The 25,072-nt window shown below is 67.8% G+C and carries 24 protein-coding genes, 2 tRNA genes and 1 pseudogene; 15 read left to right on the forward strand and 12 right to left on the reverse strand.

Going from position 1 to position 25,072, the window contains the following annotated elements:
• The first annotated feature begins 100 nt into the window (after nucleotides 1–100).
• Both AC0VYP_RS06350 and AC0VYP_RS06355 read left to right on the forward strand, forming a co-directional pair.
• On the forward strand, nucleotides 101–1,066 hold the full coding sequence (locus AC0VYP_RS06350) for a hypothetical protein (RefSeq protein ID WP_285759321.1): 966 nt from the start codon (nucleotides 101–103) through the stop codon (nucleotides 1,064–1,066).
• Between the two features lie 166 nt (nucleotides 1,067–1,232).
• On the forward strand, nucleotides 1,233–2,429 hold the full coding sequence (locus AC0VYP_RS06355) for an ROK family transcriptional regulator (RefSeq protein WP_475472987.1): 1,197 nt from the start codon (nucleotides 1,233–1,235) through the stop codon (nucleotides 2,427–2,429).
• Between the two features lie 53 nt (nucleotides 2,430–2,482).
• On the opposite strand, the gene AC0VYP_RS06360 is transcribed toward AC0VYP_RS06355, so the two are convergent.
• A complete protein-coding gene (locus AC0VYP_RS06360; protein WP_285759324.1) occupies nucleotides 2,483–3,526 on the reverse strand; it encodes a M48 family metallopeptidase in 1,044 nt (347 codons plus the stop codon).
• A gap of 178 nt (nucleotides 3,527–3,704) precedes the next feature.
• Between AC0VYP_RS06360 and nadD the strand changes: the two genes are divergently transcribed.
• The 6 genes from nadD (at nucleotide 3,705) to AC0VYP_RS06390 (ending at nucleotide 6,313) form a co-directional block, all read left to right on the forward strand.
• On the forward strand, nucleotides 3,705–4,355 hold the full coding sequence (nadD, locus tag AC0VYP_RS06365) for a nicotinate-nucleotide adenylyltransferase (RefSeq protein WP_285759325.1): 651 nt from the start codon (nucleotides 3,705–3,707) through the stop codon (nucleotides 4,353–4,355).
• A gap of 66 nt (nucleotides 4,356–4,421) precedes the next feature.
• Complete coding sequence (gene rsfS / locus AC0VYP_RS06370; RefSeq protein WP_285759327.1) at nucleotides 4,422–4,823, forward strand: ribosome silencing factor; 402 nt, start codon at nucleotides 4,422–4,424, stop codon at nucleotides 4,821–4,823.
• 31 nt (nucleotides 4,824–4,854) lie between these two features.
• Nucleotides 4,855–5,481 carry a histidine phosphatase family protein gene (locus AC0VYP_RS06375; protein ID WP_475472989.1) on the forward strand — a complete coding sequence of 209 codons (627 nt, stop codon included), beginning with the start codon at nucleotides 4,855–4,857 and terminating at the stop codon, nucleotides 5,479–5,481.
• A gap of 79 nt (nucleotides 5,482–5,560) precedes the next feature.
• A tRNA-Ala gene (locus AC0VYP_RS06380) sits at nucleotides 5,561–5,633 on the forward strand.
• A 227-nt stretch (nucleotides 5,634–5,860) separates the two neighbouring features.
• Nucleotides 5,861–5,936, forward strand: a tRNA-Ala gene (locus tag AC0VYP_RS06385).
• An 89-nt stretch (nucleotides 5,937–6,025) separates the two neighbouring features.
• Nucleotides 6,026–6,313, forward strand: a complete 288-nt coding sequence (locus AC0VYP_RS06390) for a hypothetical protein (RefSeq protein ID WP_475472991.1) — start codon at nucleotides 6,026–6,028, stop codon at nucleotides 6,311–6,313.
• 15 nt (nucleotides 6,314–6,328) lie between these two features.
• Here AC0VYP_RS06390 and AC0VYP_RS06395 read toward each other — a convergent pair.
• The 7 genes and pseudogenes from AC0VYP_RS06395 to AC0VYP_RS06425 all read right to left on the reverse strand — a co-directional run.
• Nucleotides 6,329–6,592 (reverse strand): annotated as a pseudogene (locus tag AC0VYP_RS06395) (dTMP kinase); the annotation flags it as partial.
• Nucleotides 6,582–7,439 (reverse strand): aldo/keto reductase, encoded by an 858-nt coding sequence (locus AC0VYP_RS06400; RefSeq protein ID WP_475472993.1) that lies wholly within the window; start codon nucleotides 7,437–7,439, stop codon nucleotides 6,582–6,584. The pseudogene AC0VYP_RS06395 and the gene AC0VYP_RS06400, both read right to left, overlap by 11 nt.
• On the reverse strand, nucleotides 7,420–7,995 hold the full coding sequence (locus AC0VYP_RS06405; RefSeq protein ID WP_475472994.1) for a 3'-5' exonuclease: 576 nt from the start codon (nucleotides 7,993–7,995) through the stop codon (nucleotides 7,420–7,422). Before AC0VYP_RS06405 ends, AC0VYP_RS06400 begins: the two co-directional genes overlap by 20 nt.
• Nucleotides 7,988–9,145 (reverse strand): radical SAM family protein, encoded by a 1,158-nt coding sequence (locus AC0VYP_RS06410; protein WP_475472995.1) that lies wholly within the window; start codon nucleotides 9,143–9,145, stop codon nucleotides 7,988–7,990. Before AC0VYP_RS06410 ends, AC0VYP_RS06405 begins: the two co-directional genes overlap by 8 nt.
• 134 nt (nucleotides 9,146–9,279) lie before the next feature.
• Complete coding sequence (locus tag AC0VYP_RS06415) at nucleotides 9,280–10,197, reverse strand: helix-turn-helix domain-containing protein (protein WP_475472996.1); 918 nt, start codon at nucleotides 10,195–10,197, stop codon at nucleotides 9,280–9,282.
• Entirely contained in the window at nucleotides 10,112–10,657 is a 546-nt protein-coding gene (locus tag AC0VYP_RS06420) for a DUF6879 family protein (protein WP_475472998.1), read from the reverse strand. Before AC0VYP_RS06420 ends, AC0VYP_RS06415 begins: the two co-directional genes overlap by 86 nt.
• Before the next feature lie 5 nt (nucleotides 10,658–10,662).
• Nucleotides 10,663–10,899 (reverse strand): hypothetical protein, encoded by a 237-nt coding sequence (locus AC0VYP_RS06425; protein WP_475472999.1) that lies wholly within the window; start codon nucleotides 10,897–10,899, stop codon nucleotides 10,663–10,665.
• Between the two features lie 1,201 nt (nucleotides 10,900–12,100).
• Between AC0VYP_RS06425 and AC0VYP_RS06430 the strand changes: the two genes are divergently transcribed.
• Both AC0VYP_RS06430 and AC0VYP_RS06435 read left to right on the forward strand, forming a co-directional pair.
• Nucleotides 12,101–12,940 (forward strand): DUF427 domain-containing protein, encoded by an 840-nt coding sequence (locus tag AC0VYP_RS06430; RefSeq protein ID WP_475473001.1) that lies wholly within the window; start codon nucleotides 12,101–12,103, stop codon nucleotides 12,938–12,940.
• A gap of 208 nt (nucleotides 12,941–13,148) precedes the next feature.
• Nucleotides 13,149–15,200, forward strand: a complete 2,052-nt coding sequence (locus tag AC0VYP_RS06435) for an ATP-dependent DNA helicase (RefSeq protein ID WP_475473003.1) — start codon at nucleotides 13,149–13,151, stop codon at nucleotides 15,198–15,200.
• A 44-nt stretch (nucleotides 15,201–15,244) separates the two neighbouring features.
• Here AC0VYP_RS06435 and AC0VYP_RS06440 read toward each other — a convergent pair whose 3' ends face one another.
• The 3 genes from AC0VYP_RS06440 to AC0VYP_RS06450 all read right to left on the reverse strand — a co-directional run bounded on the left by AC0VYP_RS06440 (nucleotide 15,245) and on the right by AC0VYP_RS06450 (nucleotide 17,635).
• Nucleotides 15,245–15,769 carry a DUF6315 family protein gene (locus tag AC0VYP_RS06440; protein WP_285759333.1) on the reverse strand — a complete coding sequence of 175 codons (525 nt, stop codon included), beginning with the start codon at nucleotides 15,767–15,769 and terminating at the stop codon, nucleotides 15,245–15,247.
• A 196-nt stretch (nucleotides 15,770–15,965) separates the two neighbouring features.
• Nucleotides 15,966–17,189 carry an AI-2E family transporter gene (locus AC0VYP_RS06445; RefSeq protein ID WP_285759335.1) on the reverse strand — a complete coding sequence of 408 codons (1,224 nt, stop codon included), beginning with the start codon at nucleotides 17,187–17,189 and terminating at the stop codon, nucleotides 15,966–15,968.
• A gap of 95 nt (nucleotides 17,190–17,284) precedes the next feature.
• Nucleotides 17,285–17,635, reverse strand: a complete 351-nt coding sequence (locus tag AC0VYP_RS06450) for a hypothetical protein (protein WP_285759336.1) — start codon at nucleotides 17,633–17,635, stop codon at nucleotides 17,285–17,287.
• Between the two features lie 161 nt (nucleotides 17,636–17,796).
• Here AC0VYP_RS06450 and AC0VYP_RS06455 point away from each other — a divergent pair, with 161 nt between their 5' ends.
• On the forward strand, nucleotides 17,797–19,257 hold the full coding sequence (locus AC0VYP_RS06455) for a hypothetical protein (RefSeq protein ID WP_475473005.1): 1,461 nt from the start codon (nucleotides 17,797–17,799) through the stop codon (nucleotides 19,255–19,257).
• Nucleotides 19,258–19,310: 53 nt separating this feature from the next.
• Here the strand turns inward: AC0VYP_RS06455 and AC0VYP_RS06460 are convergent, their stop codons facing one another.
• Complete coding sequence (locus tag AC0VYP_RS06460) at nucleotides 19,311–20,111, reverse strand: glutamate racemase (protein WP_285759339.1); 801 nt, start codon at nucleotides 20,109–20,111, stop codon at nucleotides 19,311–19,313.
• 241 nt (nucleotides 20,112–20,352) lie between these two features.
• Here AC0VYP_RS06460 and AC0VYP_RS06465 point away from each other — a divergent pair, with 241 nt between their 5' ends.
• From AC0VYP_RS06465 to AC0VYP_RS06480, 4 genes are all read left to right on the forward strand, one after another.
• Nucleotides 20,353–21,780 carry an FAD-binding oxidoreductase gene (locus AC0VYP_RS06465; protein ID WP_475473006.1) on the forward strand — a complete coding sequence of 476 codons (1,428 nt, stop codon included), beginning with the start codon at nucleotides 20,353–20,355 and terminating at the stop codon, nucleotides 21,778–21,780.
• A 58-nt stretch (nucleotides 21,781–21,838) separates the two neighbouring features.
• Nucleotides 21,839–23,110, forward strand: a complete 1,272-nt coding sequence (locus AC0VYP_RS06470; protein WP_285759343.1) for an SAM-dependent methyltransferase — start codon at nucleotides 21,839–21,841, stop codon at nucleotides 23,108–23,110.
• 65 nt (nucleotides 23,111–23,175) lie between these two features.
• Entirely contained in the window at nucleotides 23,176–23,625 is a 450-nt protein-coding gene (locus AC0VYP_RS06475; protein WP_285759345.1) for a hypothetical protein, read from the forward strand.
• A gap of 145 nt (nucleotides 23,626–23,770) precedes the next feature.
• The gene (locus tag AC0VYP_RS06480) at nucleotides 23,771–25,018 is read left to right on the forward strand and encodes a cytochrome P450 (protein WP_475473007.1); all 1,248 of its coding nucleotides are present in this window, start codon (nucleotides 23,771–23,773) and stop codon (nucleotides 25,016–25,018) included.
• Nucleotides 25,019–25,072 lie beyond the last annotated feature (54 nt).

The raw sequence follows: 25,072 nt of genomic DNA on the forward strand, positions 1-25,072 counted from the left end.
CGCCCGGACTACCGGTACAGTCCGGGCGGCACCTCCGGCCTCAAGGGCTACTCGGGACCGGGATCCCCCACATGTGTTCTGTCCAGAAAGGGACACCCCCATGAAGCTTCGAAGCATCGTCGCCGCCACCTCGTTGTTCACCATCGGAGGCATGGGCCTCTTCGCAGCCCCCGCTAGCGCCGACCTCGTCACCACCTGCAACGGCGTCGGCGGCGCGGTCACCGTCCCGGGTGACCTCATCGTCCAGGCCGGCAAGTCCTGCTCCCTCACCGGCACCACCGTCGAGGGCAACGTCACGGTGCGCGCCGGTGCCGACCTCGTCGTCAACGGCGGAACCTTCAAGGGCAACGTCACCGTCCAGGAGGACGGCTACTTCGACGCGGTGGACACCACCATCTCCAACGCCGTCACCGCTCGTAGCGCGTTCGGCACCTACCTGGAGGACAGCTCGCTGGGGGCCAACCTGCGCGCCGTCCCCATCGCCGGATCCGACGTGAGCGGTTTCGTCTTCGGCGTCGGCTCCAGCGTCGGCGGCGCCGTCAACGCCACCACCGGCGACCTCTTCCTCGACGGGGCCACGGTCAGCGGTGCGGTCACCGCCGACGGCACCGGCTACGCCGACATCTACGACACCGTCGTCAACGGCAACCTGCGCATCGCCAACAACGCCGACGGCAGCGTGTTCTGCGGCGGCGAGGTGTACGGGGGCGCCACCTACATCAACAACTCCAGCATCGTGCAGGTCGGGTCGGACGGTCCCGCGTCCGCCTGCTCCGACGTCAGCTACTGGGACAAGAACGTCACTATTCGCGACAACACCGCCACCATCCACGTTGACAACAACATCGTCCGCGGCAACCTGACCGCGCAGGGCAACTCCCCGGCCGCGCTCGCGGGCGAGAACAACCGCGTGCGTGGGACGATTACCGGGGACCTTGGCACCATCGGTTCCGGCTTCGCGGCCCGCATGGCCCAGGTTGACCACTCCGCTGAGCTCGAGGCCAAGGCCGAGGAGCGCCGCGGCGAGGCCAAGGCCGACGCCAAGCAGGCCGGTAAGGCCTTCTAGCACTCGGGCCGGGGCCTGTTCGCCCGGAGGGCTCCCGCTTCGGCGGGAGCCCGATCGCGGTCCGGGAAGCCCCGGACCGCGCACACACTAGGGGTGGATATTGCTCGGGGGACAGGACACCGATCGGGCCTGGGCCGCACCGGAACAGGTGTGGCAGGATGCACATGTGGCTGCAACGCTCGCCAGTAGGGCGGAGACCCGCACCCAGGCCCGTATCCTGCGGTTGCTCCGTGACGAGGGGCCGCTCTCGCGCGCCGAACTCGCCGACCGGCTCCAGGTGTCGCGCACCACGGTCGCCGCCGAAGTCGGGCGCCTCACCGAACTCGAACTCGCCGAGGACGCCGGACCGGCCTCCTCCCGGGGCGGACGCCGTTCCACGATCGTGGACTTTCGCGCAGACCTCTGCTTCGCAGGCATCGACATCGGCGCCACTTCACTCAACATCGCCGTCACCGACGGGCGACTGGCCATCCTGGCCCGCGCCACCGAGACCATCGACGTCCGGCAAGGGCCCGAGGTGGTCCTGCCCAAAGCGCTGCGCGCCATCCGTGACCTGCTCGCCGGCCTCAACCGGCCGCACCGCCTGGTGGGCGCCGGGGTCGGGGTTCCGGGGCCGGTTGACTTCCACCGCGGTGTCCCGGTGTCACCACCGATAATGCCCGGCTGGGACGGCTACCCCGTCCGGGACGCCCTGGCCCGGGAACTCGGCTGCCCCGTCCAGTTGGACAACGACGTCAACGTGATGGCGCTGGGGGAGCACCACTCCGGTGTCGCCCGCTCGGCGCACGACTTCCTGTTCGTCAAGATCGGCACCGGCATCGGCTGCGGGATCATGGTCAACGGCCATATCTACCGTGGTGTCCACGGTTGCGCCGGCGACATCGGCCACATGACCGTCGAGGAAACCGGTCCGGTGTGTGCCTGCGGGGAGAAAGGCTGCCTGGAGGCCATGTTCGGCGGGGCCGCACTGGCCCGCGACGCCACCATCGCCGCCCGCGCGGGCCGTTCCCCCGCCCTGTTGGCCCGCCTGCAGGAAAACGGGGTGCTCACGGCCGCGGACGTGGGCGAGGCCGCCGGGCGCGGCGATCCCTGCGCGGTGCGCATGGTGCGCGACGGCGGACAGAGGGTGGGCCTCACCCTGGCCGGACTGGTGTCCTTCATCAACCCCGGCATGATCGTGATCGGTGGCAGGGTCGCCGACCTCGGACACCTGCTGCTCTCCGAGATCCGCGGGGTCGTCTACCGCCGTTCCCTGCCCCTCGCCACCCAGAACATGCCCATCGTCCTCAGCGAACTGGGTCCGGACGCGGGAGTCGTGGGTGCCGCGCGCATGGTCAGCGAAGCGGTGTACGCGGCGGAGTGAGTACCGCCCGCCGGTTCTTCAGCCGACGGGCCGGTACCCAGAACGGGGCACGCTCAGCCGGCCGAGCCGTCACGGCTGCCACTGTTCTTCCAACGCTCGGCGACGCTGTCGAAGATCTTGCCGCCGGTGCTGGCCGCGCTGCCGGCCACGTCGCGCAGCGTTCCCACCAACGGGTCGGTCGTGCGCGACCAGGACTCACGGTAGGAGTCCGCGGCGTTGCGCACCTCGTCGCCGATCTTGGCGTCCTTGTCGCTGTCCCGCCGCGGGTACTCGCCGTTGATGATGCGGTTGTAGGAGCCGTCCTTGATCCAGCGGTCCAGTTCGGCCAGGCGAACGACCGCGAACGGGTGGGTCTGGCCCTGGGTGATGAGCAGTTTGAGGAACCCGTCGCGCACGTCGCCGGCGGCGTCGTACTCCTTGGCCTGCTCCAGGAACGCGTCGGCGTTCATCTGGGCCAGCCGGGAGCCGCCCGCCATCTTCATCAGGGCGCGCTTCGCGGCGTCGGGGTCCTGGGCTGCCAGCAGGCCTGCGCGGTCGCACGACAGTTCGGACTTGCGGTACCACTCCTCCAGCGCTGCCACGATCGCGCGCAGGCCGATGTAGCCCAGCGGGATCCAGGCCACCCGTGCGGCGAGGCGGATCAGGGCGAGCAGCATCGTGCGGTACACGGCGTGCCCGGACAGGATGTGGCCGACCTCGTGGCCGACCACGAAGCGCTGCTCGGAGGCGTCCAGGAGGTCGAACAGTCCGCTGGTCATGACGATGAAGGGCTTGCTGCTGCCGATCGCCATGGCGTTGGGCTGCGGGTTCATCTGGATATAGAGCTCGGGGACCTCGTCCAGGTCGAGGACGTAGGCGGCGTCGCGGACGTAGTCGTAGACGTCGGGGAACTGCTGTTCGCTCACCCGTACCGCGCTGCCCAGGAACATCAGGCGCAGGGCACGTTCGTTGAACAGTCCGGACATTCGTTTGAAGACCTCGTCGAATCCACGCAGCGACCGCAGCGCGACGAGTGCGCCGCGGTCCGCCGGGTGCTCGTAGGCCCGTGAGGAGATTGCTGGGAGACGAACGCGAGTGCGGTCAGGAGTAGTTGACATGCCCGCATGGTATGTGCCGTCCACGCGCAAATCCATGATTTTCGCGAACGAGATATGACGCGATTCGCGGAGCGGTTTTGCGTACCTCCGGTGGGGGCGCGCGACAGTTCGACGGACATGCGGGCTAATCTCTGCGGTGAGCAGCCCATCCCGACCAATCGGGGACGAACCGAAAGTGATGGCCGTGCCCAAGCAGAAGACGAACGTGAAGCCGAGCGAGACCCGGCCCACCGGAGCCCCGCGCCGGGTCGGCATCATGGGCGGCACCTTCGACCCGATCCACCACGGACACCTGGTGGCCGGGAGTGAGGTGGCCCACTTCTTCAACCTGGACGAGGTCCTCTTCGTCCCGGCCGGTCAGCCCTGGCAGAAGGAAGAAGACAAGGTCACCCCGGCCGAGCATCGCTACCTGATGACAGTCATCGCCACCGCGGAGAACCCCCAGTTCCGGGTCAGCCGCATGGAGATCGAGCGCGCGGGGCCCACCTACACCATCGACACACTGCGTCAGATGCGCCAGTACTACGGCGCTGACGTGGAGCTTTTCTTCATCACCGGCGCGGACGCCCTGGGCGCTATTCTGAGCTGGCACAACGTGGATGAACTCTTTGAACTCGCGCATTTCGTAGGCTGTAACCGTCCTGGACACCGGCTCGCCGATCCCGGACTGCCGGAAGGCAAGGTCAGCCTGGTGGAGATCCCCGCGTTGGCCATCTCCTCGACCGAGTGCCGTGAGCGCGTCCGCAAGGGCGAGCCCATCTGGTACCTGGTGCCCGATGGCATCGTCCGATACATCAACAAGACAGGGCTCTACCTCGGCGACGAGTAAGGGGCGGCGCCAGCCGCTCCCGTGCGACCGCTCGCCGACAGAGCCCACTGGAGGCAGCAACCCCTCGTGACCGCCACTGACCGGGCCGTCGAGCTCGTGAACATCGCCGCGTCGGCCGCGGCTGAGAAACTCGCCCAGGAGATCATCGCCTACGACGTCAGCGAACAGCTGGCGATCACCGATGCCTTCGTCCTGTGCTCCGCACCCAACGACCGGCAGGTCCGCTCCATCGTTGACGAGATCGAGGACCGCCTGCGCGAGTCCGGCGCCAAGCCGGTCCGCCGCGAGGGCGAGCGCGACGGCCGCTGGGTGCTGCTGGACTACGTGGAGATCGTCGTCCACGTCCAGCACGAAGAAGAACGCGGCTTCTACGGCCTTGAGCGCCTGTGGAAGGACTGCCCCGAGATCACGCTGCCCAAGGGGTCGCGCGGCGCCGCCCGCGAGGCCCAGGACAGCGACGTCAGCTGATCCACGCCCCCGACCCCCCAGGAGCGCACCTGTGACCCAAACCCGTCGCATCATCTGCTGGCGTCACGGACAGACCGACTGGAACGTCGAATCCCGTTTCCAGGGCCAGACCGACATCCCGCTCAACGAGCAGGGCGTCGCCCAGGCCGAGCGCGCCGCCAGCCTACTGGCGACGCTGCAACCCGACGCGATCATCGCCTCCGACCTCCAGCGCGCCGCCGACACCGGCGCCGCACTGGCACGGCTCACCGGGCTCACCGTCGAGCACGACCCGGGCCTGCGCGAACGGTTCGGCGGGCCCTGGGAGGGGCTCACCCGGGACGAGATCTCGGCCAACTGGCCCGAGCAGCACCGCAGGATGGACATCCCCGGCGGCGAGTCGATGCCCGACGTCGGCGCCCGGGTGGCCGAGGTGATCGTGCGCGGGCTGGAGAAGGTGCCCGACAACGGGCTGCTCGTGGTCGCCAGCCACGGAGCCGCCCTACGAGCCGGCATCCACACCATGTTGGGGCTTCCCGAGGACCAGCTGGAGGCGCTCGGTTCGCTGAGCAACTGCGCCTGGTCGGTGCTCGGGCCGCGCAGCCTGGGCGGATGGAGGCTGCTGGAGCACAACGCCGGCACGCTGCCGGAGGGGACGGTCCTCGGCGACGACGGGTGACCCGTTTCGACGAACAGGCGGATCTCCGCTATTGTTCAGGGAGTCGGCAGGGGCGAGAGCCTCCGCCCGGCTCCCGCAAGGGGCTATGGCGCAGTTGGTAGCGCGCTTCCATGGCATGGAAGAGGTCTGGGGTTCGAATCCCCATAGCTCCACTCGACTCCGAGACGGCCTTGCTCGGGGGACTTCGTCCTCCGAGCCGGGTCGTTTCGTCGTTTCTGCTGGGGGCGACCCCGTACTTCCGGTGCGGGACTTCGTTCCGCAGGGCGGGGTGCGGTGACGTTGACCGAGCGGCACGGTGCGAGAAAACCGAGGGGTGCCCCGATCCTCGAAAAGCGTCACAGCCAGGGGCTGGAGTCGGGTAGAGTTGTTCTCGCAGCAAGGGGCTATGGCGCAGTTGGTAGCGCGCTTCCATGGCATGGAAGAGGTCTGGGGTTCGAATCCCCATAGCTCCACCAGAGTACGTACGTTCGAACCCCGGTCCCGGTTGGGTCCGGGGTTCGTCGTTTCGGCGGGAAGTGGGCCGCGCGGGCGCTGTATGGCGTCCGTGGGCCGCACCAATTCCAGGGTGGGTTTTCTGCGCCCTTGGTGCACGTTTGCGTGCCGTACGGCCGCGCTGGTTGTCACCGTTCGCGGCGTCTTCGCCGTCCTGATCTCCGGCCAGCCGGTCGGCAGGATCGGGCGGGAGCAGGTGGGCGAAGGTGTCAGTCAGGCCCACACCGTGCACCTGGCCGTCGATGCTCCAGAAGCGGGTGAAGACGGCGTGGTTGAACTGGCGGCGGACGGCAGGCGGGGCGTTGAGGTAGAGCCGGTGGGCGTTGACGCACAGCAGTAATGCCTCCTCGACCACTCGCACAACGGCCTCGATGTGAGGTGAGGCGCGGTCGGCCGCGTACAAGCAGGCGAGGGCGTGACCGGTGGTCGTCTCGGTCGGCTCCCGGCACAGTGCCCCGATGGGGCCGGTGCTCGGTTCGGCGGTGACGTGGACCTCTTCGCCAGCAGCCACCAGGAGTTGCGCGAGATGCTGGACGATTGCGGACTTCCCATCACCGCTCGGCCCGTTGACGCTGACGAACAATCTGCGGTGGTGATCAGAGAAGGGACTAAGGCTCATCTTCGCCCCCTCCCGGCTTCTGGCCGATGGCCGCCAGCTTGATAACGGTCATGGCTTCGGGGGTGAGACTGATCTGTTGGGCTGTCAGGTTCTCGCGGAGACGCTCGCTAGAACTGGTTCCGGGAATCGGCACCATCACGGGCGATCGGTGCAACAGCCAGGCAAGCGCGAGTTGAGCAGATGTTGCGCCGTAGTCCTGAGCGGTCTGGCCCAGCACATCCGGAGTGGTCAGCGCTCCGGCCGCGAGAGGCGCGTACGGCACGAAGGAGATGTCGGCCATCTCGCAGTGTCGGAGCACGTCTTCTGATGCCTGGTCGGCGACGTTGTACCTGTTCTGCACGGCCGCGACGTCAACCAGCTCGCTGGCCGTGCGCAGCTGCTCCAAGGTGATCTTGGACAGCCCGATATTGCCGATCTTCCCTTCGGCCTGTACGTCTCGCAGTACGGCGAGCTGGTCTTCCAAGGCAACGGCGGGGTCAATGCGGTGCAGGTAGTACAGCTCGATCCGTTCGACCTGGAGCCGCCGGAGACTCATCTCGACGCACTGCCGCAGGTATTCCGGCCGCCCACACGGTGCCCACTGGTTCGGGCCTTGGCGAGTGAGACCGCCCTTGGTGGCGATGACCAAGCCCTCGGGGTAGGGATGCAACGCCTTGCGGATGTACTTCTCGGCGGTGAACGGGCCGTAGGCGTCAGCGGTGTCGATGTGCGTCACGCCCGCGTCAACCGCATGGCGGAGCACCTGTATGGCCTGTTCCGGGTTGTCCGGCGCGGCCCAGTGGCCAGGGCCGGTGAGCTGCATGGAGCCGAAGCCGATGCGATTCGGATTAGAAAAGAGCATCTTCATCAACCTCCTTGGGAGGTTGGCCGCGCAGGTCTTCCAGGCTCGCGGCCTCGGTGGCGAGCAGCACGAACAGCCGCGCGGCGACCAGTGCGTCGTACGTCGCCCGGTGCGGGCCGAGGTCTTCCGGCAGTCCCTCGGCCAGGCTGAACGTCTCGATCAAGTTGCCGAGCCGGTAGCTGTCGAGCCCCGGCACCAACCGCCGCGCCAGCTTGAGCGTGTCGAACACTTCCGGCGACTCCCAGTCGGGGAGCTTGCGGCTCAGCACGCCGAGGTCAACGTGGGCGTTGTGCGCCACGAGGGCGTCAGCGTCCAGGGCGGCGAGCACGTTGCCGGCAATAGCCTCGAACGGCGGGCAGGCGGCCACGTCCTTGTTGGTCAGGCCGTGGATACGGGTGGCGAAGTGCTTGATCGGGGTGCCCGGCTTCACCAGCCAGCTCAACGGCTTCCCGATGACCCCGCCGACCACCGGCACGGCGGCCAGCTCCACCAGGTCAGGTGGCTGCCAGCCGTTGCCCTCGACGTCCACGACCACGAAGTTCAGGCTCGTCCAGTCAGTCATCTTGCGTCTCGCCCTTCCAGCCGATGTCGGCACGACCGTGCCGACGTTCACGGTGCGGGTGGCGCACGTCGTGAACCTGGAAGCCGAGGGCGTGTTGCAGGTAGTAGCGGGGCTGCTCGGTCTCCAGGCCGGACACCACGGCCGCCCGCTTGGTGATGTCCACGACCACAAGACCACGTGCCTCGGGCAGGCGCTCCGCGACCTCCCGCAACCGGTCGGGTGACGGTTGCGTGTGCGCGTTCCGGCAGAGTTCGAGCTGACTCAGCGGGCAGATGTCGCACAGCTCCGGGATGCCGATGTGCCCGTTGTAGTCCGGCAGACCATGCACGTAGGCAACCGCGCAGCTGGTCTTGCGGAACAACGGCGTCGCGGCGTCGAAGGTGGCCAACACCCGCTGTTCCAGCGTCTCGGGCACGATCTTGCGCCGGGCGGTGTCCTCGTACGGTTCGGCCAGGCAGTTGGCCTGGTAGTACTCCGCGATCTCGTCGCGGTAGAACAGGCCGGTGAATACCGTGGCGTCGGCGTGCTGGGCGAGGCGGTAGGCCGCGGCCAGGTGCTCGGGTGAGTCGTTGAGACCGGGGACCAACGGACGCCAGTACAGGACTGTGCGGTACCGGCGCCGCGCCGGCCTGCTCATGAGCTTGAGTGAGTCAGCTGCCACAGAGGACGGGTACGGTTCCACGTCCTTGTTGTCGATGCCGCTGTAAGTGAACAGCAGCGTGAGCTTGATGTGCTGGAGCTGGTTCAGGCGCTCGATGTCCTCGGGCTTCATCTGGTGGCGAGTGATGACGAGTATGTGGTTGGTCAGCTCGCGCTCGTCCAGGTCCTCCAGCACGGCGAGGGTGTGCGGCCGGACAATCGGGAGAAACGGGTCGGTGGCCCGGTTGAACACCTGCACCGGGGTCGCGTGCGGCTGGAAGTACCGGTGAGTCACCAGCTCCTCAACGGCTTGGGCGTCGGACATGAGCGCCCGCGGTACGCGCTGGTCCCATAGGCCGTAGGTGTGCCGGATGCAGTACGCACAGTCCAGAGGGCACCCCTGGATGTGATTCAGGCTGAGCCCGCTCTTGCGGTACTCCACGATCTCGCGGGCACGGTCGGGAAGCTTGTCGATCTGATCCCTGCTCAGCAGGGCAACACGGGTCGCCACTGGCTACTCCTAAGTCCCTTGCGGATGGACACCGTTCGGTGTCCCTACCGGGAGAGTAAGAAGGAAGAGTCGCAGTGAATAGAAAGTTTCTTGGTATTTCTCGAAATATTTCAGATGAGTGAATGCCTAGGGAATCACTCGCCATCTTCCGAAGGCTCCGGGGCAAGATCGTCAATGACTCGGTTGATGATCGCCCGCGCACTGCGGCCGTAACCGGCGACTCCGGCCAGGCTCTCGAAGATGCCGCCGTACAGCCCGATCTCCTGCGGCTGGGCAAGGTTCAGCTCCGCCGAGAAGGTCTCGACCATCACGCGGTCGTTGTCCAGCAGCCAGAAGCCGTGAGCGGGTGCGACCATATAGGCCGTCTCGAACCCGATGACGCCGAGCTTCACGTTGGGCAGGGCTGACAGCGACACCAGCCGGTCAAGCTGACCGAGCATGATCTCCGGCGGGCACAGCCGGTACCGAAGTGCGGCTTCGGTCAGCACGAAGTGGAAGCGCTTATCAGCTCGGTACAGGATGTCTTGGCGCTGCACCCGCGCGGCCACCGCTTCGTCAATGTCGTTGCGGATCTTGAATACGGTGATGCTCTGCGCGAAGCGGTAGCGGGCGTACTCGGCGGTCTGGAGCAGGCCGGGGATGAAGGTGGACTCGAACGCCCGGAACAACCGCGTCTTGGCGTTGATGTCCGCGACCTCTTGCTGGTGTGGCTTGAGTCCGACGCGCAGCTGGCGCTGCCACTCGGCGTGCTGGACTTCGAGGGTGTGGAGCGAAGCGAGCAGTGCTTCCGTCTCAGCCTCGCTGGTGGTTGCTCGCGCCCAGTCCCGGATGTCGTCGTCGGTCGGCGTCTGCTTGCCGTTCTCCAGTTTGCTGACCTTGGAGGGTGGCCACGACAACGACTCCGCGAGTGCCCGCCCGCTCAGTCCAGCGGCGGTGCGGAGCTCGCGGAGTCGCTTGCCGAGTGCATCACGAGCTTCGTGAACGCTGGTGATGCCGGTCGTTCGCTTCGGTGGCAAAGTCGTCCCGTCGTACGGCGCGGTGCCAGGCCGCATCCCGCCAGTAGTTGTGGTGCACGATCTCGGCGGGGTCTTCGATGAGTTCGCCGCCCAGGAAGTTCTCATCGCTGTCGAAGTGCATCCGCACCAGCTTGCGCGAGTCGAACAACCAGTAGTCGTAGTCCGGCAAGCCGGAGGCGTCATCGCGCCTCAAGTACCTGATGTCCTCGCCGGCCTCATTGGTGTGTTCCGAGCAGAAGATGCCGAAGCGGCTGTAGTCGGTGAGAGGTGTACTCACGACTCGGACACGTGAGAAATGTCGGCCCGCCGCGGTCGCCTCCCGGATCATGCTCAACCAGTTCTGGAACCAACCCATGTCCACCGGCTCACCCGCCGTGAACTGGTCGAGCGCCTCGGCCTCGTTCGCGGACTTGTAGACGTCGCGCGTCTCCAGCCGGAAGGCGGTGTGCTCGAAGCTACGGAAGAGCCGGCCGAACTCGGGGCCGGGTTCGATCATGCGGCTCAGCGCTGGCCCTCCTGCTCCAGGTAGCGAAGGGCGTACATCTTGAGCACGTCCTCCGGGATCTCGATCAGGGTCTCATGGTCGGGAACCTCGCCCACGTCGGCGAGCACCTGCGGATCGGTGACCTCCCAGCCCTGGGCGATGTACGTCACCCGGTCGGTGCGGTCAGTGGCGAACAGGGTCGGGGACTGTCCCTCCTGGGACTCCGGGTCTTTGCCGAGAAACCTAGCGCGCATCGCTGCCTCCGTTGCGAGAAATTTGGCGAACCGTTCTCGGACATGGTGGCGGAGGGGTGGCGGGGCGTCAACGGCCGGTGGGCTCACGTCCGCTTGGTGATCTGCCTAGGTGCCGCTCATTGCGAAGGTTGAGCCAGCGGGCCGGAGGACACGGGCCAGGTCACCGGCGATGCCACGGAGCCCAGCCTCAGCCTTCTATGTCAGGCTCGGCCCCAAGCTGTTCATCGTCACCGTGACTGCTGCCTGCCCTCGCCCTATTTGTGTCAATTAAAGAAATTTATTTCTTTGTGTCCCAATTGAGCCTGGCGTGGAGGGGATTGTGCTGGGACGGCCCGTCATCGAGCGCCCGGTTCACAGGGCGCCGGGACCGGGCCTTACGCGAGCACGTCAGTGATCGGTCCGCCTGCCACGCCGGGTTCAAGGACGATGACCGGCTTGTAGTGTGAGCCGCCTTTCGTATCACATTCGTAGACTACGGTTCGCAGGGTGTTCAGGTAGCGTCCTACGAGCACGGCCATGTTTCCGACTCCCGGCCGACTCGACGGGTGTGCCACGAACCCGCCCCCACCGTCCTGGAGCACCGGTTTTCGGCGTCTCCCCATTCCCCCGAGGGAACGTGTGGCAGCCCACGAGCGTAGCGCCCGGCCGTGTAGGCGACGTTGGGCTTCTCGCGGCCGCCATACGACGGTGGATGCCGAACCGCTCACCCGACTCCACCAGCGTCGTGCCTCCCCGGTACCGTGCCCCCAACCGGTCCACCCGCGCCGGGCTCGGAAAGGTTTGAGCCACCCCAACCGCACGCGCCGTCCGGACCCGCGAGTTCGCAACCGACGGCTCCAACGGTCTCCGACCCTGCTTGTAGACCCCCGTGAGCCGCGAGGAGCCACGGTTTTCATGGTCGGCAAAGATTCTCGAACTCTTGACGGAGACCCACGAGACCCAGGACGGCCCTGTTCGCGCGTGACCGCGCTCGCCGGGGCGCCTTCGTCGTCGCCCCGGTCGGTTGTCCCGGTCGGCCAAGGCGTCGTGCCGCCACTGCGCGCTGTCCCCGTCGGCCGCCCGCGGTATGGGACAACCGGCCCCGCCCCTCGGCCGTCGCCCGGTGGAATCCCCGTGACCAGCGACGATCATGGGGATTCCCGACCGCTGTGCGTGGATTCGCGTGGCGTTCCCGACGTGCCGAAAAGCCGGGAACGGGGTAGTGGAGGAGAGCACCAGCCACACGATCCACAACGGGGAGCCCACCATGTCGTTGACCTTCGGAGCCGGACCGCTGGCGGCCCATCCGCCGAAGACGGTGAACTACCGGCTCGAATCCCCTGCGCACGCGCTGTTCATGCACCCCTTCGCCCGCAGGGTACGCGCGCTGCGGGAAGGCAAGGTCGTCCTTGACACCGACCGCGGGTTCCTGCTGCACGAGACCGGACTGCAGCCGGTCCTCTACGCGCCCGTCGAGGACTTCGCAGAGGAGCTGCTCACCCCCACCGACCACACCACGCACTGCCCTTTCAAGGGCGACGCGTCCTACCATTCGCTGACCGTGGGGGAGACGACCGTCAACAACGCGGTGTGGTCCTATCCCGACCCCACCCCCGAGGCTCTCTGGCTGCGCGGTCTGGCCTCGCTCTACTGGGACGCCGCCGACACCTGGCTCGACGAGGACGAGCGGGTCCGAGGGCACCTGCGCGACCCCTACCACCGGGTCAACGTCCGATCCTCCACCCGGTTGGTCCGTGTGGCCCTGGGCGACACCACCCTCGCCCTGACCAGCAGTCCCAAGGTGCTCTCCGAGACGGGCCTGCCCAACCGGCTCTACATTCCCCTCGCGGACGTCCACCAGGAGTACCTGGCGCCCAGCCGCACCCGCACCCACTGCCCCTACAAGGGCGACGCGGTCTACCACGACGTCCGCGTCGGGGGCACGGTCGCCTCCGACGCGGCCTGGTCCTACCGGCGCACCCTCAAGGACGGCTACGACGTCCGCGACCACGTGTGCTTCCTGCACGACGATCTCACCGTCACCGAGGAGCTCCAGCCCTGAGCCCGTCCCCGTGATCGCTGCCGTACCGGCGGCGCACGGCTTCGAGGACGCCCGTGCAACGGGGGCGGTCCGGCCACGACAACGGGGGCCGTGCCGGGCCGCCGGCAGCCGGACGGGGCAGCCGCGGAGAAAGGGCCGGCCTCCTCCGGCCGGGCACGCTGTGGACAACCGGCCCGGAGCGTCACCGCGGGCCGGTACTGTCACATGCGTGCCTGATCTTGCCGACGTCGAAACACTGCTGGACACCGCGGTGCGCGCGCTCGGGGGAGCGCGGCGCGAGGGACAGGTGGCCATGGCCACCGCGGTCGCCGAGGCCATCGAGACCGAGGAGCACCTCGTCGTCCAGGCCGGCACCGGGACCGGTAAGTCGCTGGGCTACCTCGTCCCCGCGCTGCGCCACGCCCTCACCGCCGACACCACCGTCGTGGTCTCCACCGCCACCATCGCGTTGCAGAACCAGTTGATCGCCCGCGACCTCCCCCGCCTCGCCGAGGCCCTGCGCCCCTTGCTCAAGCGCGAGCCCAGGTTCGCCATCCTCAAGGGGCGGCGCAACTACCTCTGCCGCAACCGGTTGGACACCGCGGGCCAGGACGCCGAGGAGGAGGCCGAGCTCTTCGACCCCAGGGCGCTGTCCTCACTGGGCCGCCAGGTCCAGCGTCTGCATTCCTGGGCGGAGGAAACCCTTACGGGGGACCGCGACGAGATCGTTCCCGGAGTCAGCGATCTCGCCTGGCGCCAGGTCTCGGTCGCGGCCAACGAGTGCATGGGGGCGGCCGTGTGCCCCTTCGGCACCGAGTGCTTCGCCGAGCAGGCCCGTGCCGAGGCCGCCGAGGTCGATGTCGTGGTCACCAACCACGCGCTGCTGGCCATCGACGCGATGCAGAACTACCACATCCTTCCCGAGCACGACCTGCTCATGGTCAACGAGGCCCACGAACTCGTCAACAGGGTCACAGCGGTGGCCACCGGCGCGCTCAACGAGAAGGCCATCACCCTGGCCGTCAAGCGCGCGACCCGGCTGTGCGACATCGAGCTCACCGAGCGCCTCTCCGAGACCGCGGACGGCCTCGCGATGCTCTTCACCGACGCCGACCCCGGCCGACTCGACCACATTCCCGACGCCCTGGCCACGGCGGTGGCCGCGGTGCGCGACGCAGCGCACGGCTGCGTCACCGCGATCGGCCCCGACAACAAGAACGACCCCGAGGCATCCAACGCCCGCCGCCTCGCACTGGCCGCGCTGGGCGAGGTGCACGACACAGCGGTACGTCTCCTGGAGTCCTTCGAGCCGCCGCTGCGCGAACGTCAGGACGTCGTCTGGCTGACCAAGGGCGATCGGCAGGCTCCGGCTCTGCACGTTGCACCACTGGGCGTGGGAGGTCTGTTGCGCGAGAAGCTGTTCGGTGACCGCACTACCGTCCTGACCTCGGCGACACTGGCGCTGGGCGGGTCGTTTCGTGCCCTGGCCGCGCAGTGGGGGCTGGGCCGTGAGCGCAGCGACGAGCCGCCCACACCGGAGCCGCGGCCCGAGGGAGCCCCCGAGCCCGAAGCAGGACAGCCCGGATCGGCCACCGAAGGGGAACCCCGTTGGCGCGGGATGGACGTCGGATCTCCCTTCGACCATGCCCGCAGCGGAATCCTCTACGTGGCCAAGCACCTGCCCACCCCCGGGCGCGACGGGCTCGATCCCCGCTACCTCGACGAGATCGCCGAGCTGATCGAGGCGGCCGGCGGGCGCACGCTGGGCCTGTTCTCCTCCATGCGGGCGGCGACCCAGGCCACCGAGGAGCTCCGTGAGCGCCTGGACTTCCCGATCCTGTGCCAGGGGGACGACTCCACCGGGCAGCTCGTCAAGGAGTTCGCCGCCGACGAGGGAACCTGTCTGTTCGGCACGCTCTCCCTCTGGCAGGGGGTGGACGTTCCAGGGCCGTCACTGCAACTCGTCGTGGTCAACCGGATCCCCTTCCCCCGTCCTGACGACCCGCTGGCATCGGCCCGGCAGCGCGCGGTCGGGGCGCGAGGAGGCAACGGGTTCATGTCGGTGGCGGCCACACATGCGGCCCTGCTCCTGGCCCAGGGGACGGGACGGCTGTTGCGGTCGATGACCGACAAGGGGGTCGTCGCGGTCCTCGACCCACGACTGGCGACGGCTCGCTACGGCGGGTTTCTGCGCTCCTCGCTGCCGCCTTATTGGGGGACCACCGACCCCGACGTCGCCCGCGCGGCCCTGAAGCGGCTCAACGGCGCGGTTCCCGTCTGACGGCGCGCTCCGGGGTGCGTCTTGGGCACGACGTATCCCGGACCTCAGCGCCTGGCCCGGAAACCGAACAGCCGGACGGCATAGCCGGGGTTCTCGCTGTCGGCGGGCTGGATGTACCAGCGGTCGTCGTGATCGCCGATGGACAGTTCGTTCCACATCAGGTCGATGAGTTTGAGCCGCGCCACCACGGAGGCGTTGGGGTCCAGCACGATCGAGTAGGCGCGGTCGGTGAGGCGTTGGGTGACCATGCCCACCGGCTGGCCGTTCCAGATCGCGGGCACGGGCGCGTGGCCGATCTCGACGCCGCACAACCGTAGCTGTTCGACCTCTTCCTCCAGTGCCTCGGCCGCGAGCGCGTCGTCCAGGCGCAGCGCGTCCTCGAGTTCGTCGCGGTCCTCGTCAGGACGCATGTAGGCGTGGTAGGTCCGGTATCCGCAGGCCCGGCAGACCCGCCACACCACGCACCTGGCCAGCCCGTAGGCGGATTGTGCCTCACCGATACCGCGATAGTCGCTGACCTTGCGGATCGCCCCGCAGTCGCAGCACAGAGCCGTCAACTCCTGTTTCATCCTCACAGTCCTCCTCCCACGTGTGAGTATGCGATGCCTGCCCTGTCTTAGGGAACCGATTCCGTGAAGCAGTTCCCACAAACTGTTGCCATCAACGCCCCAAAACTCCCGAGGCGTCGGTATTGCCCAGTCATTTCGCTTGAATTGCGACTTTCGGGTGCGGTAGGTTCCGCTTTTTCATGCATATCGCCGCTGACTAGCCCTGGCCGGCGTCTTTTCCGAGAGATTTTGCCGGTTCCGGCGGACTCACGCCAGGGGATTCGGATACTGGCTTGTCTGGTTCCACGCGGTCCGCTTCCGGGCCCGGTGGAGCCTCCGCATCCAGCAGCGGGTGTCCTTCGACCTTGTACCGCTTGATGTAGATGCTGAGAAAGGTCTGCAGGCTGGCGCCGACGGGCAGGGCCAGCAGCGCCCCGGGTGCGTTCAGCACCGCCGCGCCCGCGAGCACCGAGCCGAATGCCACCGCGGGGTGCATGTCCAGCGTCTTGGCAGTGATACGCGGTTGCAGCACGTAGTTCTCGAACTGCTGGTAGACGGTGATGAACACCAACATCCATAGTGCCTGCCACGGTCCGGCCATCAGTGCGACCATCACCGGGACCGCACCGCCAATGTAGGTACCGACGGTGGGGATGAACTGCGAGAGCACCCCCACCCATAGTGCGAGAGCGAAGGCGAACTGGACGTCCAGGACGATCAGTGCGAGGTAGTGCGCGCCCGCGCAGATCAGGGCGAGCAGGGCTCGGGAGTAGATGTAACCGCCCGTCTTGTCGATGGCGATCTCCCAGGCGCGCAGCACCTCACGCTGGGTCCGCGGTGGCAGCACCGAACAGATGGTGCGCCGGAAGCGCGGCCCGTCGGCGCACAGGTAGAAGGTGAACAGCGCGATGGCCAGGCCGTTGAATATCAGGACCAGCAGAGTGGTCCCCGCCCCCAGGACGTTGCCCGCGACGCTGGAGGCGTACTGCTCGACCAGTCCGCTCACCCCGGAGATCTCGCTCAACAGCGTCGTCGGTGAGAACGAAGTGTTGAAGGTCGAGTTGATCCAGTCCATCGCCGAGCGGGTCATCGTCGGCAATGCCTCGACGAATGCCACCACCTGGCTGAGCAGCATCGACCCCAGAACGGTCAGGAACAGTGCCAGCACGCCGAAGGCCACCGACATCACCGCGCCGGTGGCCGGTCCGCGCGGCCACCGGCGGCGGTGCAGCCAGTTGACAGCCGGTTCCAGCGCCAGCGCGAGGAACAGGGCGATCAGCAGAAGCACCAGCAGGTTCTGCAACCGGACGAACAACCACCAGGCGATGCCGAACGCCGCAACCGTCCACACCGCCATGATCATGGCGCGGGGCAGCCACGAGGGCATCGGACTCTTGGCGTCCGGACGCAGCGGCGCCCGGTGTGGGGATTGAGCGCTCATCGACCGACGCGACTTCCTAGCTCACTACGTTTCGGGGTGTCCTGTGCGCCGCGGACAGACGGGAGGACGGGGCGTGCGGACTCAAGGGGGTGTGCCTAGTCGTCCAGTGACAATCCGCGCTTGTTGCGGGTGGTCCATTCGCGCATCCGCTTGGGGTAGCCGACGATGTTGACGTCGTAGGCGGGGGCGGCCAGGTCATGGGCCACTTTGCGCAGCACCTCGGGGGAGCCGACCCTGCGTCGGATCCACTCTCCGTCGTGGGCCACCGCCACCGCGGTCGTTCCGGTCGCGAAGGTCTCCGGTTCGACGTAGAACTCTACGCCGGTCCGGTTCTTGGTGAATTCGATCAGGGCCTTGACATCGGAATCGTCGGCCGCGCGGTCATAGCGGACTTTTCCACCCTTGCGCTGTGCCCTACGGAGTCCGAAACGGTCCCGCCATCCCATACCGCAGTGCTCCCATCGGTTGCGCGAAACGGCCCAGATCACCGGCCGTTGACGACCCTTGCGAGTCTATAGCCCTGTTCCAACAGCACTTTTCGCATTTGCTCACGCGAGAGTGACCGCGCTGCTACTTTCAGTGTCGCCGTGCGTGAGGGGGAGGGTTCATGACATTGTGGACATGGGGCGACGAAACAGCCCAGAAGATGCGAGCGGACGGGCAAACCGTCCTGGCCGACGCGTTGGTACGGATGCCTGCGCTGGCCGCAGAGGGAGACCTCGACCGAATCGTCGCCGAACTACCGGACGCCCTGATCGGCGCCGAACGCGAGGGAGCGCCCTCCTGGGCGTCCCACTATCTGCACTACTGGGCAGTTGCCGTACGCGTCGGAGATCGGGCCGAGGGCGCCGTGGCACTGGCCGATGCCGAGCGGCTCGCCCATACGGTCCACGCGCAGGGGGCCGGGCACTGCCCGCCGGGGGCCTGCCCGACCATCGCGGTCCTGGCCTGTCACGCCAACGCTGACGGTCCCGGGCACATCGCCGCCCGGGCGATGCTGTTGGCCGAGTCCCTTCCGCACACCCAACCGGGAACACCGGCCTTCGAGGCCCTGACGCTGGCGTTCGCCGACATGCTCATCGACGACGACCGCGCCGACGAAGCCATCGGATACCTGGACGCCCAGGCCGAGGTGGTGCGCGCCACCGGAGTCAACGTCGGCCTTTACTACGGATTCGGTTACGTACGCGCACTGCGCCACTTGGACCGCTACGACCAGGCCCTGGCCGTGCTGGACCATTTGGAGGGCAACGGGGTCCTCACCTGGCCCGCCGGGCCGGCCCGCTCCGACGCCCAGCGTCGGGTCTCCTTTGAACGTGCCCGGCTGCTGGCCTGGTTGGCCCGCGCCGGCAAGCGTCCCGTCGCCGATGCCCTGGCCGCTCTGCCTCCGGTCGAAGAAGCGCAGGCGCACCCCTACCTGCGCACGGCCTGGGCCGACGCGGTCGAGCACCTGGTCGCCCTCGACGCGTTGCGCAACGATTGGCAGCTCGGTCACACCCTGACCGTCTGGGCCTGCTACCAGGAAGAGGTCGGAGCTCACCGGCGGTGCCTGGAACTGTCCACCGCCGCAGCCCGGCTGGCCGTCCGTCGAGGTGCTCGATGGGCGGCCGAGGGGGCCCTGCACCGCGCCCAACGCGCCCTGTTCCGGGTGCGACGCGACGACGACCTGATCGGTGACCTGGCCGAGGCGCGTACCGATACCGAGGAGCTCCCTGCGGCCGCGTCGGCTGTTCCGGCAGACCGGCTGGCCGCGTGGCTGCGCGAGGAAGGCGCGGAAACCGACCCCGAGACACGGGCCGACCTGCTGGTGGCGGCGTTGGCCGAGCGGCCTGCCGACACCGATCTGCTCAACGCCCTGGGGACGACCGGCCGTGTCCTGGGCCTGGCCGAGGCCGCGGCCCAACCCCAGTGGAGCAGTGTCCGAGCGGACCCCGGGAACACCGTCGCGGCGCTGGGGCTCCTGGAGTCCCTGCTGCACGACGATGACACCGACGGCGTTCGCGACCTGGTCCGCACACTCGCCGAGGCAGCCGCTCACCGGATGGCCGGGCGAGTCGCCACCGTCTGAGCACGGGTACGGCGACGAGTCGTCCTTGCGACATCTCTTCCTGTTGAGGGGACTCAGCCGGAAGAGGCGCCGGCCTGCCGGCCGGTGGCGTTGGGTGATCGGGCCAGCAGGGCGCCGGCCGGGTAGACCAGCGCGGCCGGCGGCAGCGTCGCGAGGCGTCCGCTTGCGTAGACCGTCAGGGTTCCGGTGTGTGGCGCCTGCGGACGCGCCGAGGAGTTCAGGCGACGCAGCGTCTGGGCGGCGACCGCCCCCGCCGCTGTCAGCAGTGCCGGCCGGTGCCCGAGTGCTGCCCCGATGTGCTCGGAGACGAGATCGTAATGGGTGCACCCGAGTACCACCGCTGACGTTTCCACGGGAGTGCGCTCGGTGGCCCGCGCGATCGCGTCGTGCACGGCTCCCGGATCGGCTGTGTCCACGGCCTCGGCGAGTCCGTGACAGGCGACCGGCGCGACCGGGACACCGTGGGCGAACCGTTCGACGAGTTCACGCTGGTAGGGGCTGCCGGTGGTGGCCGGGGTCGCCCAGATCGCGATCGGCCCACCGCGGTCGGCCGCGGGTTTGACCGCGGGCACGGTTCCGATGACGGGGATCCCCGGTTCCAGTTCAGCGCGCAGGATCGTCAGCGCGTGCACGGAAGCGGTGTTGCAGGCGACCACGACGGCGTCGGGGGAGTCGCGCATGGCCGTCTGCGCGCCGGCGAGCGCCCGCTGGCCGATTTCGGCCGCGCTGCGCGGTCCCCAGGGCATGTGGTCGGGGTCCATGGACAGGATCAGGTCCGCGTCCGGCCGCGCCTCCCGCAGGGCGGCGGCGGTGGAGAGCAGACCGATTCCGGAATCGACTAAGGCGATGCGCACGTCAGCCGATGATATGCGTGCCGGACGCCTTGGACGGTCGTCCGCCTCACCCGGACGAGGTCATCGTCCACCTAAACCGGCAGGTATTCCCGCCTTGGGCGATCCGTAACGAAGAAGTCGGGAAAACGCCGGAAAGCCCTCGTGCGGTGCCGGAAACGGAGGACTAATCTGTCTCCAGGCCACGCCGAGAAGTGGCCCTGACCGGCTTGAAGACCGTACGAGAACCCCTTGTGACTAGCGGGTGAGTGTGATTCGTCAGCCTTTTACGTCAGACTTCGCCGACCATGTGGCCGCCGTGCGGGAGACGCGCCGTGCCTACTCCGAACTTCCCCCGGACGCGCCCGTCCGATTGGCCAAACCGACCTCCAACCTGTTCCGGTTTCGCGCGGAGACAGGCGGCCCTCGACTCGACGTCAGTGCGTTCTCCTCGGTGATCAGCGTCAACCCGGTCGGGCGCACCGCCGAGGTCGGCGGAACGACCACCTACGAGGATCTGGTGGCGGCCACGCTGGTGCACGGCCTCATGCCCTTGGTGGTGCCCCAGTTGCGGACCATCACCGTCGGGGGCGCGGTCACCGGGTTGGGAATCGAATCCAGTTCGTTTCGCAACGGCCTGCCGCATGAGTCGGTGGAGGAGATGGAGATCCTCACCGGTGCGGGCGACGTCGTGGTCGCCCGACGCGACAACGACCACCGCGACCTCTTCCACGGTTTCCCCAACTCCTACGGGACCCTCGGCTACAGTCTGCGGCTGCGTATCGAACTGGAGCCGGTCAAGTCCTACGTCCATCTGCGGCACCTCCGTTTCACCGACGCCGACGAGACGATGGCCGCGTTGGCGCGGATCTGCGCGGACCGTGAGCACGACGGAGAGCCGGTCAACTTCGTGGACGGGGTGGCTTTCGGCCGCGACGAGCTCTACCTGAGCCTGGCGACGTTCACGGACGAGGCGCCATGGACCAGTGACTACACCGGCTCCGATATCTACTACACCTCGGTGCGGCGCTACAGCGGACCGGGAGCCGGCGACTACCTCACCACACAGGACTACCTGTGGCGTTGGGACACCGACTGGTTCTGGTGCTCGCGGGCGTTCGGCGTCCAGCATCCGATGGTGCGCAGGCTGTGGCCGCGCGCGCTCAAGCGTTCCGATGTCTACCGCAAGCTCGTGGCGCTTGACCGCCGTACCGATCTCAGCCGTTTGCTCGCCTACTACCGTGGGCAGCCGCCCGCCGAGCCGGTCATCCAGGATGTCGAGGTGGGGGTCGATCGGGGAGCGGAGTTCCTGGACTTCTTCCACCGCGAAGTCCCGATGGCGCCGGTGTGGATGTGTCCGTTGCGCCTGCGGGAGGGCCACGAGACGGGGACCGTGGAAAGCGGTCACGCCTGGCCGCTCTATCCGCTCGAACCGGGCCGGTTGTACGTGAACTTCGGCTTCTGGGGCATGGTGCCGATGCGTCGTGGCGGAGGACGGAGCTACCACAACCGGGCCGTCGAAGGCGAGGTGAGCCGATTGGGCGGACACAAGTCGCTCTACTCGGACGCTTTCTACACCGAAGACGATTTCTGGGAGCTCTACAACGGCACGGCCTACCGGAGTCTCAAGAAGGCCTACGATCCCGGCGGCCGCCTGCTCGATCTGTACGCCAAGTGTGTGGGGAACAGGTGACACGCCGATCCACGCGGCGGGTCAGAGCGATCGGCCGGCAGGCCGGAAGGGGAGTCCAATGCGACTGGCAGACATGTTCGAACGCGTTGTCGGTCCGGGCAGTCCGATCCGGCTGCGCGCCTACGACGGCAGCACGGCGGGCGATCCCGACAGCGATGTCACGCTCGTGGTCCGATCACCGGTGGCCCTCAACTACCTCGCGCAGTCACCCGGCGGTCTCGGCCTGACCAGAGCCTACGTCTCCGGGCACATCGACATCGAGGGGGACTTCTCCACCGCGCTTCGTGCCATGGCCGACCTGGTCGTGAAATCCGGTGTCTCGGTCGGCACGGGCGACCTCGTCCGGATCGCCGCGAACCTCGGCTGGGTCAAGTTCGTCAACCGGGTCCCGCCGCCTCCTCAGGAAGTCCGCCGATCGAAGCTGTCCTACTTGGGCCTGCGCCACTCCCGCCGTCGCGACGCCCAGGCCATCCACCACCACTACGACGTCTCCAACGCCTTCTACGAAATGGTCCTGGGCTCCTCCATGACCTACACCTGCGGTGTCTACCCGTATCAGGGGGCCACCCTGGAGCAGGCCCAGTTCCACAAGTACGGCCTCGTCTCGCGCAAGCTGGGGCTGGCGGAGGGGATGCGGCTGCTGGATGTGGGCTGCGGGTGGGGCGGGATGGTCATGCACGCTGCCCGCGAGCACCGGGTCAAGGCGCTCGGGGTCACCTTGTCCAAGGAGCAGGCGGAGTGGGCGCAGAAGCGGATCGCCCAGGAAGGGCTCGGCGATCTCGCCGAGGTCCGGCACATGGACTATCGGGAACTTCCCGACGCCGGATACGACTGCATCAGTTCGATCGGTCTGACCGAGCACATCGGTCGCAGACAGGTCCCCGGGTACTTCGCGGCGCTGCACGCCAAGCTCCGGCCCGGTGGCCGGCTGCTCAACCACTGCATCACCCGCCCGCGCAACGACCTGCCCCCGATCCAGCCCAACGGCGTCATCAACCGCTATGTCTTCCCCGATGGGGAACTACTGGGGCCCGGTTGGTTGCAGACCCGGATGAACGATGCCGGCTTCGAGATCCGCCATCAGGAGAATCTGCGCGAACACTACGCCCTGACCCTGCGCGACTGGGCCGCCAACCTGGAGCGCAACTGGGACGCTGCCGTGCGGGAGGTCGGCGAGGGGACCGCCCGGGTGTGGCGCCTCTACATCGTCGGCTGCGTGCTCGGTTTCGAGTTGAACGCGGTCCAGTTGCACCAAATGCTCGGGGTCAAGCCGGACGGGGCCGACGCGAGGATGCCCCTGCGTCCTTCCTTCGAGCCCCCTGCCGGTTGACCCGGGCCGTGCGCCCCGTATCGGCCGACCCCCGGGCGGTGGCCGGCATTGGGCATTATGGGGACATGCCTGGGACAGACGACGCCACCATCAAGCGGATGGCCATCGGCCTCATCGAGACCTATGTCCAATCCGACCCCAAGCGGGTCCGCGCGATCGCCGAGGGCCTCAACGCCGAGGACCTGGCCGCGGTCACCTCCGAACTGAAGGTCTTCGCGGCATTTCTCACCCGGCGGGTCCAGGAGACCGGGGTGGTCTACAAACCCGCCGACTCCAGGGAGGCGGTCGCCCGTGCGGTCGCCGACCTGTTGGAGCCGGAGGTCGAGTTCGCGGTGATCTCGGCCTGGGAGGCGTACTCGATCGGGGAGTACGAGGCCGCCGAAGACCTGACCCGCGGTGACCCGCTCATCTTTCCCCACATGTTGGCCGCCTTCTCCGCGGCCGTGGGCCAGGCCGTCTACGAGCCGGCCGAACTGTTGTCCACGCTGCGGATCGCAGCCGGAATCGACGAGTGAGACGGGGGTGTGCCGCCGCCCGCCGCGGGCGGCGGCACACCCCCGGCACATGACTGCTTGACGGCACCGGGTCCCGTGTCGAGAGTGGAGGTGATGGGCGTCACACGAGCCGGGAGGAAGTCGTTATATGCCCCATGTGCCCCAGATGTCACGACCCGCGGACGTCTCCGACATCGACCTCTCCGACCTCGCTTTCTGGGAGCGTCCGCTCAAGGAACGACACGAGGCATTCGCCCGCCTCCGCCGGTACGACCCCCTCTTCTTCGCAGAGGCGGACATGGGGCCGGTTCCCATCGGCCCCGGATACCACGCCCTGGTCCGCCACGCGGACGTGGTCGAGGCGAGCCGTACGCCGTTGGTCTTCACCTCCGAACCGAGTGCGATCTCCATCCCGGACATGCCACGGGAGTTCAGCGAGTTCTTCGGCTCGATGATCAATCTCGACGACCCCAGGCACGCGCGCATGCGGCGCATCGTCAGCCGAGGCTTCACCCCGCGCATGCTCGCCAAGCTCGACGCCGACATCCAGCGGGTCGCCGCGCGCATCATCGACGACCTGCTCGACACGGGGCCGTGCGACTTCGTCCCCGCTGTATCGGTGCGCCTGCCGCTCACCATCATCTGCGAGATGATGGGAATTCCCGAAGAACAGCACCGACGGGTCTTCGACAACTCCAGCATCGTGCTTGCCGGCTCCGACCCCGATTACCTGGGCAATGATCCCGAGACCGCCGTCCATCGGCTGCTGGCCGCCGGGGGCGAGCTCGCCGCGCTGCTCACCGAGCTTGCCGCCGAGCGTCGGCGCGCCCCGCGCCAGGACCTCACCTCGGCCCTGGTCAGCGCCGACATCGACGGTGACGCACTGACCGACCAGGAAATCGGCTCCTTCTTCATCCTGCTGGCGGTCGCCGGCAACGAGACCACCCGCAACGCCATCTCGCACGCGTTGGCACTGCTCACCCGTTTCCCCGACCAGCGCGACACCTGGTGGTCGGATTTCGAGGCGCACGCGGCCACGGCCGTCGAGGAAATCGTGCGCTACGCCTCCCCGATCACCTGGATGCGGCGCACCCTCAGTCGCGACCACGAAATGAACGGCACCCACTACCGGGCCGGAGACAAGGTGCTGTTGATGTACGCCTCGGCGAACCGGGACTCGGCGGTGTTCACCGACCCCGACCGCTTCGACGTGACCAGGTCGCCCAATCCACACGTCGGTTTCGGGGGGCCGGGGCCGCATTTCTGCCTCGGCGCGCACCTGGCCCGCCGGGAGATCACCGTCATGCTCCGGGAGATGCACCGCAGGGTGCCCACCATCCGCGCCACCTCGGAACCACAGCGGCTGCTGTCCAACTTCGTGAATGGGATCAAGAGCCTGCCATGTGACTTCTAGTCGCGGGCGTGGTCAATCAGCAAAATCGTCACTCTCGGTAGTCATAATGTGACT

This window comes from Nocardiopsis sp. iso_186, from assembly GCF_056173365.1.

Coding starts and splice junctions, on each gene's coding strand:
- AC0VYP_RS06350 (WP_285759321.1), top strand. CDS start 101: ATGAAGCTTCGAAGCATCGTCGCCGCCACCTCGTTGTTCACCATCGGA.
- AC0VYP_RS06360 (WP_285759324.1), bottom strand. CDS start 3,526: ATGTCAACTACTCCTGACCGCACTCGCGTTCGTCTCCCAGCAATCTCC.
- nadD (WP_285759325.1), top strand. CDS start 3,705: ATGGCCGTGCCCAAGCAGAAGACGAACGTGAAGCCGAGCGAGACCCGG.
- AC0VYP_RS06400 (WP_475472993.1), bottom strand. CDS start 7,439: ATGAAGATGCTCTTTTCTAATCCGAATCGCATCGGCTTCGGCTCCATG.
- AC0VYP_RS06405 (WP_475472994.1), bottom strand. CDS start 7,995: ATGACTGACTGGACGAGCCTGAACTTCGTGGTCGTGGACGTCGAGGGC.
- AC0VYP_RS06415 (WP_475472996.1), bottom strand. CDS start 10,197: ATGCGGCCTGGCACCGCGCCGTACGACGGGACGACTTTGCCACCGAAG.
- AC0VYP_RS06420 (WP_475472998.1), bottom strand. CDS start 10,657: ATGATCGAACCCGGCCCCGAGTTCGGCCGGCTCTTCCGTAGCTTCGAG.
- AC0VYP_RS06425 (WP_475472999.1), bottom strand. CDS start 10,899: ATGCGCGCTAGGTTTCTCGGCAAAGACCCGGAGTCCCAGGAGGGACAG.
- AC0VYP_RS06440 (WP_285759333.1), bottom strand. CDS start 15,769: ATGAAACAGGAGTTGACGGCTCTGTGCTGCGACTGCGGGGCGATCCGC.
- AC0VYP_RS06445 (WP_285759335.1), bottom strand. CDS start 17,189: ATGAGCGCTCAATCCCCACACCGGGCGCCGCTGCGTCCGGACGCCAAG.
- AC0VYP_RS06450 (WP_285759336.1), bottom strand. CDS start 17,635: ATGGGATGGCGGGACCGTTTCGGACTCCGTAGGGCACAGCGCAAGGGT.
- AC0VYP_RS06455 (WP_475473005.1), top strand. CDS start 17,797: ATGACATTGTGGACATGGGGCGACGAAACAGCCCAGAAGATGCGAGCG.
- AC0VYP_RS06470 (WP_285759343.1), top strand. CDS start 21,839: ATGCGACTGGCAGACATGTTCGAACGCGTTGTCGGTCCGGGCAGTCCG.
- AC0VYP_RS06475 (WP_285759345.1), top strand. CDS start 23,176: ATGCCTGGGACAGACGACGCCACCATCAAGCGGATGGCCATCGGCCTC.
- AC0VYP_RS06480 (WP_475473007.1), top strand. CDS start 23,771: ATGTCACGACCCGCGGACGTCTCCGACATCGACCTCTCCGACCTCGCT.